Source organism: Megasphaera sp. MJR8396C (genome assembly GCF_001546855.1).
GTDB lineage: Bacteria > Bacillota > Negativicutes > Veillonellales > Megasphaeraceae > Megasphaera.
Genome location: NZ_KQ958207.1, coordinates 47,916 through 60,469, shown reverse-complemented (window position 1 = coordinate 60,469; position 12,554 = coordinate 47,916). Strand labels below are relative to the sequence as shown.

12 protein-coding genes are annotated in these 12,554 nt (G+C 53.5%); all 12 read right to left on the bottom strand.

The window, feature by feature from the left end:
- Positions 1-2 precede the first annotated feature (2 nt).
- Entirely contained in the window at positions 3-1,052 is a 1,050-nt protein-coding gene (locus tag HMPREF3201_RS10440) for a glycosyltransferase family 9 protein (protein ID WP_062413007.1), read from the bottom strand.
- Positions 1,049-2,080 (bottom strand): glycosyltransferase family 9 protein, encoded by a 1,032-nt coding sequence (locus tag HMPREF3201_RS10435; protein WP_062413006.1) that lies wholly within the window; start codon positions 2,078-2,080, stop codon positions 1,049-1,051. Before HMPREF3201_RS10435 ends, HMPREF3201_RS10440 begins: the two co-directional genes overlap by 4 nt.
- Complete coding sequence (locus HMPREF3201_RS10430; protein ID WP_062413005.1) at positions 2,067-2,588, bottom strand: D-glycero-alpha-D-manno-heptose-1,7-bisphosphate 7-phosphatase; 522 nt, start codon at positions 2,586-2,588, stop codon at positions 2,067-2,069. The genes HMPREF3201_RS10435 and HMPREF3201_RS10430 overlap by 14 nt, the downstream gene beginning before the upstream one ends.
- Positions 2,585-3,550: an ADP-glyceromanno-heptose 6-epimerase gene (gene rfaD, locus HMPREF3201_RS10425; RefSeq protein WP_062413004.1), complete on the bottom strand. Its 966-nt coding sequence runs from the start codon at positions 3,548-3,550 to the stop codon at positions 2,585-2,587. The genes HMPREF3201_RS10430 and rfaD overlap by 4 nt, the downstream gene beginning before the upstream one ends.
- Positions 3,547-5,028 (bottom strand): D-glycero-beta-D-manno-heptose-7-phosphate kinase, encoded by a 1,482-nt coding sequence (gene rfaE1 / locus HMPREF3201_RS10420; protein ID WP_062413003.1) that lies wholly within the window; start codon positions 5,026-5,028, stop codon positions 3,547-3,549. The genes rfaD and rfaE1 overlap by 4 nt, the downstream gene beginning before the upstream one ends.
- Before the next feature lie 21 nt (positions 5,029-5,049).
- Positions 5,050-5,514, bottom strand: a complete 465-nt coding sequence (gene nrdR, locus HMPREF3201_RS10415) for a transcriptional regulator NrdR (protein ID WP_062413002.1) — start codon at positions 5,512-5,514, stop codon at positions 5,050-5,052.
- 76 nt (positions 5,515-5,590) lie between these two features.
- Positions 5,591-6,628, bottom strand: a complete 1,038-nt coding sequence (gene ftsZ, locus HMPREF3201_RS10410; protein ID WP_044504219.1) for a cell division protein FtsZ — start codon at positions 6,626-6,628, stop codon at positions 5,591-5,593.
- Between the two features lie 119 nt (positions 6,629-6,747).
- Positions 6,748-7,644, bottom strand: a complete 897-nt coding sequence (locus HMPREF3201_RS10405; protein ID WP_062413001.1) for a cell division protein FtsQ/DivIB — start codon at positions 7,642-7,644, stop codon at positions 6,748-6,750.
- Entirely contained in the window at positions 7,644-8,582 is a 939-nt protein-coding gene (locus HMPREF3201_RS10400; RefSeq protein ID WP_082709435.1) for a D-alanine--D-alanine ligase, read from the bottom strand. Before HMPREF3201_RS10400 ends, HMPREF3201_RS10405 begins: the two co-directional genes overlap by 1 nt.
- A 3-nt stretch (positions 8,583-8,585) precedes the next feature.
- Positions 8,586-9,974 carry a UDP-N-acetylmuramate--L-alanine ligase gene (gene murC, locus HMPREF3201_RS10395; RefSeq protein WP_062413027.1) on the bottom strand — a complete coding sequence of 463 codons (1,389 nt, stop codon included), beginning with the start codon at positions 9,972-9,974 and terminating at the stop codon, positions 8,586-8,588.
- 30 nt (positions 9,975-10,004) lie between these two features.
- Positions 10,005-11,126 (bottom strand): undecaprenyldiphospho-muramoylpentapeptide beta-N-acetylglucosaminyltransferase, encoded by a 1,122-nt coding sequence (murG, locus tag HMPREF3201_RS10390; RefSeq protein WP_062413000.1) that lies wholly within the window; start codon positions 11,124-11,126, stop codon positions 10,005-10,007.
- 35 nt (positions 11,127-11,161) lie between these two features.
- Positions 11,162-12,529, bottom strand: coding sequence for a UDP-N-acetylmuramoyl-L-alanine--D-glutamate ligase (murD, locus tag HMPREF3201_RS10385; RefSeq protein WP_062412999.1), 1,368 nt, complete (start codon positions 12,527-12,529; stop codon positions 11,162-11,164).
- Between the last annotated feature and the right edge of the window lie 25 nt (positions 12,530-12,554).

Sequence of the window (12,554 nt, the reverse complement as noted above, 5' to 3'; positions counted from 1 at the left end):
GTTTATGTTCTTCCATAATAGCGGCTCAGGAGTTCTTCGCCTGCGGCGATGACCTGGCTCATGGGAATCACCGAAATACCTTTATAGTTACCTTCGCGGATAATTTTCTTCATGCTCTTGCCGACTTCATAGTGGTCCGTCGATTCGAGGACGATGGCCCGGTCGGTATAGGGACCGTAGAGCTTGGGATTACTCGGCCCATAGAGGGCGACCAAGGGCACTCTCTGACTGACGGCGATATGCATGGGGCCGCTGTCATTAGTGATGAACAAGGCACAGCGTCGGATAGCCGATGCCAGTTCGCCAATGGTAAACGCCCCGGTAGCGACAATCGGTTTTGAGGCCATCTCGCCCGTCGCTTCCTTTACCATATCGAGATCCATGTCGCCGCCGAAGAAGACGCATTTGAAGCCCCGCCGGCCAAAGTAGTCGGCAACGGCGGCAAAGCGTTTGGCCGGCCACCGTTTCTGTGGGACGGCACTGCCGATGTTGAAGCCAATCAGGCTGTCGGCCGGAGAGACGCCGTGGGATTCGTAAAAGGCAGCTGCCTTATCATCCCAGGCCTTTGAAGTCGGAAACTGTAGTCCGTCGCTTCGATAGTCGTCGATGCCGAGCTGGGCCAGGACGTTGATGTACATATCGGCGGCGTGGAGATGGATACGGTCCAGCCGCGTATAGCGGTTCATCAGCGGGCGGGCCAGGAAATGGCTCATGCCGACGAATTTCTTGGCTTGAATGGACGCCGCCAAAAAGGACGTCCGTTCATTAGGATGCAGATTAATCAAAATATCATAGTGCTGTTGATGCAGGCGGCGGCCGATGTGCCATAAGGCGCTGATCGAGTTGTCCTTCCCCTTCTTATCGATGGTGATCAAGTGATCGATATCGGGGTTGTAGCGGACGACGTCGGCCACTTTTTCGTCGACGACGAGGGTGATATCAGAACCCTGGGCATGGCGGCGCAGGACTTGCAGGAACGGCGTGATGAGAATGAGATCGCCAAGATGCATGAGAAAGGTGACAATTATTTTTTTCTTGCGTAAATTAATCATGGTTCCACCTTCTTCAGTACCTCTTCAAAAAGGTTCCACACCGTATCGACGGTGATCTGGGCCATGCAGTCCGGATCGTCGACGAGAGGTTCTTCCGGCGTGGCTTTCGACGTCGGCGAAATGACGAGATGGATATAAGAACGGTCCCTTCCCCCGTAAGGTCCGGTCCGTTCCGGAGACGTGGCTCCAAAAAGGGCGATGAGTTCCTTTTTGAGGGCATTGGCGATGTGAAGGGGTCCCGTATCGGCACTGATATAGACCCGACTTTCATCGATGGCCGCCATGAGCTGGCGCAGATCCGTCTGGCCCGTATAGTCAAAGACCTGGCCCGACGTATCCTGTTCTTTCAGCCTGCGCCCCTTCTCCTGATCGTCCCTGCCGCCTAAGATGACGGCTGACAGGCCCTTATCGGTCAGGCGCGCTAAAAAGCGGCTCCAGTGGTCCAGAGGCCATTCTTTGACGTCCCAGCGGGCACCGGGAACGACAGCAACGTAAGGCCCTTTAAGGCCGTCAGAAGCCAATCTCCGGCGCCAGTCGCTTTTTTCAATCGTAATATCGGGCAGCGGAAAAACCAAGTCGTCGACATGACCGCCTAAGGCCCGGACCGTATCGAGATAGCGCTCGATGACGTGGTCGTATTTATGCGCCCCGACCAGGCCTTTACTGACTAAAAAGCTCCCTTCGCGCATTTCCCAGTAGCCGTATTTCTCTTTGGCTCCGCTGAGGAAGGCGACGATGGCACTCTTGGCCAGGCCCTGCAAATCGAGACAGAGGTCGAAATGGTATGGATGGAGTTTTTTTCGCAGTTCCATCCAGTAGGACAGCGATTTCAGCCGCTTTTTGTCGACATAGATGACGTCGTCAATGTAGGGCTTTCCCGGCAAAACCGAGGCAAACTGTTTATGAACGGCCCAAACGATGCGGGCATCGGGACAATTTTGTCGCAGGGCATAGAGCGTCGGCAGCGAATGAAGGACGTCACCCAGGGAACTCATCTTGATGACCAATATGTTGTTATACCCTTTCACGGTCGTTCCTTTCTGTGACAATGGTCCGCACAAAATCATCGAGCCTTCCGCCGGTAAACAAATAGCCGTCCATGCCGGCCCGGCGGCCGCATTCGACGTCGCGGGTCATATCGCCGATCATAAAGGATTGGGACAGGTCGATATCATAGTCGCGGGCCGCGGCCAGGACCATCCCCGGTTCCGGTTTGCGCCAGTCGCTCTTTTTATCATAAGCTTTTATCGGCGCTCCTTCAAGATAGGGGCAGTAGTAAACGGCCGTAATCGTCCCGCCGGCAGCGGCGGCTTCACGGCACATCCAGTCATGAAGGGTCTTTACATCGTCTTCGGTATAATAGCCGCGGGCCACGCCGCTTTGATTGGTGACGACAATGATGGCATAGCCTTCGGCCGTCAAATAGGCCAGGGCCTCTTTGGCCCCGTCCATCCATTCAAAATCCTTGATAAAGCCAAGGTACGACTTATCGACGTTCAAGACGCCGTCGCGGTCGAAAAAGACAGCCTTTCTCATGCGAAATAGCCGCCGTTCTTATCGAGGATGCTGCAGTATTCCTTGACGGCTTCCGACAAGATGGTAAAGCCCTTGTCATAGCCGGCTTTCATGAGATTTTCCGTATCGGCCTGGGTATAGCTCTGATATTTGCCCTTGAGGATATCCGGGAAAGGCACGTATTCGATATGGCCTTTGCCGCAGTAGTCGATGACACCCTGGACAAATTCATTGAAGGTATGGCCGACGCCGGTACCGCAGTTATAGATGCCTGACAGTTCCGGATGTTCCCAGAAATAGAAGATGACGTTGACGACGTCGTTTACATAGATGAAGTCGCGGATCTGACCGCCGTCTTCATAGCCTGCCGTCCCTTTAAAGAGGGTGATCTTCCCTTTTTCCTGGAGTTCATGGTATTTCTGGTAAACCAGAGAAGCCATCTTATCCTTGTGGTTTTCCTGCGGTCCGAAGACGTTGAAATAACGGAAGCCGACAATCTGGCTCTTGGCGATAGGCTGAACACGGCGGACGAAACGGTCGAACTGAAGCTTGGAATAGGCATAGGGATTGAGGGCTTCTTCGCACGACGGGTCTTCACGGAAGCCATTCTTGCCGCTGCCGTAAGTCGATGCCGACGACGCATAGAGGAAGGGAATCTTCCGGCTCATGCAGTAGCGCAGGAGGTTCTTGCTGCCTTCGTAGTTATTCTTCATCATGTAGCGGCCGTCGTAATTCATTGTATCCGAGCAGGCCCCTTCGTGGAATACGACGTCGATGTAGCCGCAGTCAAAGGTATCATCGGCCATCTGTTCATCGAAGTCGGCGTAATCCATATAGTCAAAGAAATCGAGGCCCTGAAGGTTGCGGCACTTGCGGCCGTCGGTCAGGTCGTCGACGATGATGATGTCGTCGATGCCCCGATTATTCAATTGCTTTACGATATTGCTGCCGATAAAACCGGCACCGCCTGTTACTATTTTCATATTTTCCCCTTCTTTACCAAATCAGCTATTTTCTGAACGAGTCCCGTCGTCGAATACCCCTCTTCAAAGGAAATGATTTCTACGCGCTTTACGGACTCGCGGCCAATGACTTCATCGGCCTTGTAATCGCCGCCTTTGACCAGGATATCGGGACGGAGGACTTCTAAGAGTTCCTTCGGCGTATCCTCCTCAAAGATGACGACGTCATCGATGCATCCCAGGGCTCCGAGCAGAACGGCCCGGTCTTCCTGGGCTACGAGGGGCCGCGTTTCCCCTTTGAGGCGCCGTACAGAGTCGTCGGAGTTGAGGCCGACGACGAGATGCTGGCCCAGCATGGCTGCCTGCTGCAGGTAGAGGACGTGACCGCGGTGCAGAATGTCGAAACAGCCGTTCGTAAAGACGACGGTTTCCCCTTTCTGCTGCCAATCCCGTATCTTTTGGGCCATTTCCTCCCAGGTAAGGGACTGATAAGGCTGCCAACGAACGGGATGCCAATCTTCCCATAATTTCAGGAGCTCGTGGCGATGAATGGGATAGGTCCCGACCTTGGTGACGACGATCCCGGCTGCGGCATTGGCAATCTGCAGACTGGTGCGAATCGACAATTTTCCGGCAACGGCTGCTAAAAAGGCTGCGGCAACGGTATCGCCGGCGCCGGATACGTCAAAGACTTCCTGGGCCGTGGCCGGATTGTTCCAGACTTTGCCATCTTTTCCGACGACGGTGATGCCTTTTTCAGAGCGGGTCACCATGAGGTGGGCAAAGGAATACTGTTTATACAGCGAACTTGCTGCTTCGACGACGGCCTGGCCTTCGTTGGCAACGGAGCGTCCCAGGCAGTCACCTAATTCTTTCATATTCGGCGTCACGAAGTCGGCACCGTTATATTTGCTCCAATCGCTGCCCTTGGGATCGACCAGGATTGGGATATGCGCGTTATTAGCGGCTTCGATGACTTTTTTAGACAAGGAATCGGTGAGAACGCCTTTTTGGTAGTCCGACAGAATAATGCCATCGAGGCCCGTCGCAAGCTGCTGATGCAGCCAGTTGAGAAGGATTTCTTCTTCCTTTTCGGCTAAAGGCGTCACTTCTTCAAAATCGAGGCGGACCATCTGCTGCCGGGAGCCAAGGATGCGCATCTTAGTCGTCGTCGCATGGTCTTTTCGCACGACCAGACCAGAGCCGTCGATATGAGACTCGGTCAATAAATCGTGGAGCAAATCGGCGTTTTCATCGTCGCCAATGAGACCGCCTAATAAGACATGGCAGTCCAAATTGGCCAGGTTGGAGGCGACATTGGCTGCCCCGCCTAAGACCGACGTCATGTGATCGACTTTATTGACCGGCACCGGTGCTTCCGGTGAAATGCGTTCGACCTTGCCAAAGATGTAGCGGTCGACCATGATATCTCCGATGACGGCAATTTTCAGGTTCGGCAAGACATGATAAAAAAAGTGGTCGATGTAATTTTCTGTCATAGCGTTCCTCGATTCAATCTCTTATTTTTTCTCTTTCGTACCCATGAGATACTGTAATTCAGCCATAAAACTTTCTAAGTCGGCAAACTCGCGGTATACGGAAGCAAAGCGGATATAGGCAACGGCATCGACAGAGCGCAGTTCGCGCAGAACCATTTCCCCTATTTTTTCACTGGATACTTCTTGAGCCAGTGTATTGCGGATATTGCGTTCAACCTTGGTGACAATTTCTTCCAGCTGTCGGCGCGTGACTTCCCGCTTGTTGCAGGCCCGAAGCAGGCCGTTGATCAATTTATTGCGGTCGAACAGTTCATGGCGTCCGTCTTTCTTGACGACGATGAGGGGCACTTCTTCGACCATCTCATACGTCGTAAACCGACGGCCGCAGTCCTGGCATTCGCGCCGGCGGCGGATGGCCTTGCCATCATCGGTTGCCCGTGAATCGGTTACTTTTGTATCTGCACATTGACAAAATGGGCATCTCATCCTTCTTCCCTACCTTCTTTCCGACGATATTTTTAAAAAAAGCGGGTCCGCCGGGATCCGCTTTTTTTCATGCTGATTATCTCATCCACGCAGGAATTTCTACGCCGCCGGCACTATCTTTTTTATCGCCGGATTTTGTCGTTCCGCCCGTTCCCTGTCCGAAAGAAGGAATCGAAGACGGTTCTTTACCGAAACCCGTAGCGACGACCGTAATGCGGATCGAATCTTCCATGTCCGGATCGATGACCGAACCGAAGATGATGTTGGCTTCCGGATCAACGGCTTCAGCCACTTTTTCAGCAGCTTCGTTGATTTCGTACAAGCTGACGTCCGGACCGCCGGTGACGTTGAGCAGGATGCTCTGAGCGCCGTCGATGCTCATTTCTAAGAGGGCGCTGTGGATAGCACCGTCGACAGCTTCGACAGCACGGTTTTCACCGGAGCCGATGCCGATACCCATAATGGCTTCGCCCTGGTCGGACATGATCGTCTTGACGTCGGCAAAGTCGAGGTTGATCAGACCGGTCGTCGTGATCAAGTCGGAAATGCCCTGGACGCCCTGGCGGAGTACGTCATCAGCGACGAGGAAAGCGTCTTTAAGGGGCGTCTTCTTGTCGATGATCTGGAGCAGTTTATCATTAGGAATGGTAATGATGGTATCGACTTTTTCTTTCAAGTAGTCGGCACCTTTTTCGGCAACTTCTCTGCGGCGCTTACCTTCGAATAAGAACGGTTTGGTAACGACAGCGACCGTGAGGGCGCCCATTTCCTTAGCACATTCAGCTACGATAGGTGCTGCACCGGTACCGGTACCGCCGCCCATGCCGGCCGTAACGAATACCATATCGGCACCTTGGAGAGCCTTGATGATTTCTTCTTTGCTTTCAAGGGCAGCCTGTTCACCAACCTGAGGATTGGCACCGGCGCCGAGGCCGCGTGTCAATTTTTCACCGATTTGAATTTTGACATCGGCTTGGGATACTTCCAGTACCTGGTCTTCCGTGTTGACCGAGATGAACTGGACACCCTGTAAACCGCTTTCTATCATACGGTTGACAGCGTTGTTACCGCCGCCGCCGACACCAATTACTTTTATATTCGCAAACTCTGCCATATCGCATTTTCCTCCTTCGGACTCTATACGCACACCTTGTGCAGTAGGATTCTTTATTATTTTACACTATCTTAGAAAAATTATCTAGCTGTTTTTAAAAATCAAGGCCACAAGCGCCTTTATTTTGCCTTAATGGCCGGCGCCCTCAGATCGGTATCGATATACTGGACGTTGATTCCGTTGCTTTTGGCTTCCGTAAGCAACGTTTCCGTCATCTTGGCCCGTTCGGCCGGGTCATCGCCCTTACCAAGGCGGATAGGAATGGAATCGGTCGTATAGGCGACGATGCTTTCGGGATTCCCGACGTTTACTTCGGCAATCGTTTTAAGCAGATCCGGCGGCAGGCTCTGGAGATATGCCATGGCTGCCTGAAGGGTCGGATCGCCCAGGAGCAGGTTGTCTACCTTCTTCCCGGTCATGATCGGCAGGGAAACACCTTTAATCTGCGGTTCTAAGTCGATGACCCTTCCTGTCTTATCGACGTAGGCAAAGCCGTAGAGCGTCGTAATGATGGCTGCCGGCTTGCGTTCGGTCAACTCGATGTGAATCGTCGCCGGAAATTCCCGGGTTACGGTGGCATCGGCAATGCGCAGGTCTTTTTTCAGCCGTTCTTCGATGCCGTCTGTCGACAACTGGACGACGTTGACGTAGGAATAGGCTCCGGCAGCGCGGTACACATCGTCAAAGGACATATTTTCATTGCCGTCAACGATGATCGTGCCAAAGGGAACCGGTGCCAACCGCAGGAACAGCCACAAGGCAAAGACACCGATGACGCCCAGGATGATGGTGCATCTGCGCCGGCGGGCACGCGCTTTTTTCTGCTGCTTTCTTTTTTTCTTCAGTCGGGCAGCCTGCCGCAGCTGCTGACGGCGACGTTCCTCTTCTTCAGCTTGTCTCATATCCTCATCGCTGCGCAAGGGATCCCTGTCAAGATGAGGAGGCACAAAGACATCATGAGGATCGTTCGGCACTACCGTTCGCGGCCGCCTTCCCGGATATGGATGCTGTTTCATTAGAATTTACCTACCGATGCTTCGAGCAAAATCTTTTCGCACAAATCTTCAAAAGAAAGGCCCATAGCCCGAGCTGCGTCAGGAACCAGGCTGGTCGCCGTCATCCCCGGTACAGTATTGATTTCAAGGACGAAGGGATGACCTTCTTTATCGGTCATCATATCGACGCGGGATACGCCGCTACAATGGCACAGGCGGAATACGTTTAAAGCCAGATCCTGCATTTCCTTAGTCAAAGCTGGTGAAATCGGAGCCGGGCAGATGTGCTTGGCAATCCCCGGTTCGTATTTCGAATAAAAGTCGTATTTCCCCGTGCTGGATACGATCTGAATGACCGGAAAGGCCAGTCCGTCCATGACGGCAACGGTAAATTCATCGCCGTCGATGAAAGCTTCGGCTACGATAGAGGTGCTGTACTTAAAAGCTTCTTCAAGGGCTGCTTCCAGTTCTTCCCGAGCCGTTACGATGACCGTCCCGATGCTCGAACCCTGGCCGGACGACTTGATGACGACGGGCAGGGAAAACTGCTTTTCAATATCGGCGATGATAGCCTTGCGATCTTGATTGGCAAAGTAATAGGAAAAGGGAGCGGTAGCAATGCCGGCGCCCTTGAAGGCGGCCTTGCTCATGACCTTATTCATGCCGACGGCACTGGCCATGACGCCCGGGCCGGTATAGGGAATGCCCATCATTTCGCACAGGCCCTGGAGGACGCCGTCTTCGCCGTAACGGCCGTGAAGGGCGTTGAATACGACGTCGATCTTCTTTTCTTTCAAGGTGGCTGCTAAGGTATGCGGCACGAGTTCAATCGTTTCGATGGCATAGCCTTTTTTCTTCAGTGCTTCGGCAATGGCAGCTCCCGTGCGGCGCGATACTTCCGCTTCTGTCGAAGGGCCGCCGACGACGACGGCAATATGTTTACCTTTCATGTCTTCCATGCGTTATTTCTCCATTTCTTTCGCTTCGGCAATATACTGTTCGCCGACTTTATAAATATCTCCGGCACCCATGGTGATGACTAAATCGAGGGGCTTCGAGGTTTCTTTCAAATAAGCAACCAAATCCTCTTTATGAGGAATGTAGGTGACGTCTTGTCCCGTCGTCTCCTTGACCTTTTTGGCAATGAGTTCGCCCGATACGCCGGGAATGGGATCTTCACCGGCACTGTATACATCGGTCACGATCAGTTTATCGGCCTTGGCAAAGGCACTGCCGTACTGTTCGAGAAGGAGCTGGGTCCGCGTATAGCGGTGCGGCTGGAAGAGACAGACGACGCGGTGTGTTCCCATGTCGCGGGCCGCCGTCAGGGTAGCGTTGATTTCCGTCGGATGGTGGGCATAGTCATCGACGACCCAAACGTCGCCGACAAAGCCCTTGGTCTGGAACCGGCGCTTAGCCCCATGGAAATGGCTCATGGCAGCGGCTACCTCTTCAAAAGGCAGGTCGCAGGCATCGGCAACGGCCGTCGTCGCCAAAGCGTTCAAGACGTTATGCCGGCCCGGTACATTTAAGACCATATCGCCCATCTTTTGGCCGCCCTTATAGACGCCAAAGTGGAGTTTTCCTTTCAGGTAGTGAAGATCTCTTGCCTGGTAATCCGCCGGCTGTTCGAGGCCGTAGGAAACGTAGCGCCGTCCGATGGCAGGCGCCATGGCGCGGATCTTGTCATTTTCAAAACACAAGACGGCCAAGCCTTCTTCGGGATCGAGTTTCTGGATAAATTCCTTAAAGGCGGCGATGACATTATCAAGAGAGTTGTAATGATCCATGTGGTCGGCGTCAATATTAGTGACGACGGCGATATACGGATGCTGTTTGAGAAAGGTGCCGTCGCTTTCATCGGCTTCGGCAATGACGTACTGCCCCTTCCCTAAAATCGAGTTGCTGTGCAGGTAGTCGACTTCCCCGCCAATGACGATGGTCGGGTCCTGCCGGCATTCTTCAAAGACCTGGCCCAGCATGGACGACGTCGTCGTCTTGCCGTGAGCACCGGCCACCGAGATGCCTTTGCCCCAGCTCATGATGTGAACCAGCGCATCGGAACGGTGGATGACCGGAATCTGCCGGCGCCGTGCTTCAACGAGTTCGACGTTGTTGTCGCGAATGGCCGACGAAATGACGACGACCTGGGCATCCTGCAAATTGTCAGGGCTTTGGCCAATGCAGATACGGGCTCCGCGCTTGGCAAACTGCTCCGTTACAGGCGAGGCTTTGAGGTCTGAGCCGGATACGCGATATCCTTTTTCAATAAAAACATTGGCAATTGCCCGCATTCCGGCTCCGGCAATTCCAATAAAATGAACGTTTGTCACATCGTTCAGATTAACCATAGGTTTATTCCACACCCTTCTTCTCTCCTGTTACGGACGACGGTTTCGGGCAATCGACAAGGCCAGTTCAGCAATATCCTGAGCGGCCTGAGGCTTGCCCATCGAACGGCTGGCTTTGCCCATGGCAGCCAGGGCCGACGGATCGTCTTTTAAGTGAATGATTTCTTCCAATAGTTCCCGCCCGGTCAGCATCTTATCGAGGATCATCTTGGCGGCTCCGCACATGACCAGGGCCTGTGCATTGTAGCGCTGATGATCTTCGGCTGCATAGGGATAGGGAATGAGAATCGACGGTACGCCGCGGACGGTCAGCTCAGCAAGGCCGACGGCACCGGCCCGGTATACGGCCAGGTCGCAGGCAGCCAGGGCTTCCGGCATGTGGTGAAGATACGGGATGATGCGGCTCCCCTTACCGTAGCGGCCGCGGCATTCGATGCCTGACAGCTGCTTTACGACGCGGTCGTATTCGTGATCGCCGGTAACGTGGAGGATCTGTATTGTATCGTCGTTGCGAAAATGTTTATGAACCTCGATCATCGCCGTGTTGATGCTGCGGGCACCGCGGCTGCCGCCGGCGACGAGGAGGGTGAATTTATGGGGATCCAATCCCAGTTTTTTCCGGCCCTCTTCGCGGGTAACCGTCAAAATATCCTTGCGGACGGGATTGCCTGTATAAACGAGAATGCTTTTTCTGCGAAAACGCTCGGCAGCTTCTTCATAACCGAGAGCAACGCGATTGACAAAGCGGCTCAAAATCGTATTGGTAACGCCGGGGATGACGTTTTGTTCCTGGATCAGTGACGGTACACCGCTGAGACTTGCGGCCAACAGGACCGGGCCGCAGACGAAACCACCTGTACCGATGACGACGTCCGGTTTAAATTTATGGATAATGCCTTCTGCCTTAATCAGACTGGCTGCTGTCTTCCCGAGTGTGACCAGGTTGCGGACGGAAATCTTCCGTTCGAGGCCCCGCACGTCGAGGGTAACGAAGGGCAACCCTTCTTTTGGAATCAAGGTATTTTCCAGGCCGATTTTGGAGCCGACGTAGAGAAATTCGGTGGGCTCAATGTCGGCAATCGCCCGGGCAATGGTAATAGCCGGGTAGATGTGGCCGCCTGTGCCGCCTCCGGAAATAATAACTCGACGCATGTTCCTGCCTCCTGTCGTCTGTTTTACTATAAGTATCAGATCGCGTTGACAATGCCTTTAAAGACACGGCCACGCTGTTCAAAATTATCATACATATCAAAGCTCGAGCAAGCCGGTGAAAGAAGGACGGATTGCGGAGCTTTTGCAATACTGCGAGCTAACATAATCGCACCTTCCATACTATAACCGGTACGACGGATATCTGCAATACCCGCTTTTTTAGCGGCAGCTTCAAAGCGGTCGGCGGCATCGCCGATGAGAATCAGGGTATCGACGCGTTTAGCCGCTAAGGCCATGAAGTCATCGAGAGCCGTCTTTTTATCGTAACCACCGGCGATGAGGATGAGGTGGCCTTGGGGAAAGGCATCCAAAGCCTTCATCGAGGCGTCGACATTGGTACCCTTGGAGTCATTATAATAAGTCACATCGTGGATGGTCCGGACTTTTTCAAGTCGGTGTTCCACACCTTTGAAGGATCGCAGGACCTGTCTAATGACGTCCAGGGAAGCCCCGGCAGCATAGGTCAAGAGAATGGCCGCTAAGCAATTCTGTATATTATGCTTGCCAAAGAGATGGAGCTCCGATTCAGCACAGACGACGGTATCCTGCCCATCATGGCGCAGAATAAGGTCGCCGTCCCGATAAAAGGCTCCTTCAGGGACTTCGCCGTTTGTCGAGAAGTAGCGGACGGTGCCGGTCATGGCATCGGCCATGGCCCGGACGCGGTCATCATCGTAATTGAGGATGGCATAATCGCCCTTGTCTTGATTGAGGAAAATTCGTTCTTTCGCTGCACTATAGGCTTCCATCGTATGATGACGGTCCAAATGATCCGGCGTGATATTGAGGATAACCGCCGCTTTGGCCTTCATCGTACGCGTAAATTCGAGCTGGAAACTGGAAAGTTCGGCTACGACAACGGCGTCTTTCGGAAGATCTTCTGCCTGTTCCGAAAGGCCGTAGCCGATGTTGCCGCCGACGACGGTCTGACGACCCGTAGCTTTCATGATTTCCCCCACCAGGGTCGTCGTCGTCGTCTTGCCGTTAGTACCGGTAATGCCGATGATGTCGGCATCGGTAACGCGGCAGGCGACTTCGACTTCGCTCCAAATGGGAAGCCCTTTGGCAGCAGCTGCTTTCATAATGGGAATTTCCGGAGAAATGACCGGCGACGGAACGACGACGTCCATGCCGTCGAGGAGGCTCGTTTCCTGACTTCCAAAGACGAATTTCACGCCATGAGACGCCAATTCCGGCCAGGGCTGTTCGTTCACATCGATGGCCTTCATGTCATTGAGGACGACGGTCCCCCCGTGATCTGCCAAGGCCAGTGAAGCGGCACGGCCGCTAATGCCCGCGCCGATGACTAAAAATTTTTTTCCAGAAAAATCCATGATGCTCATTACCTACACCTGCTTTATGTAAAAT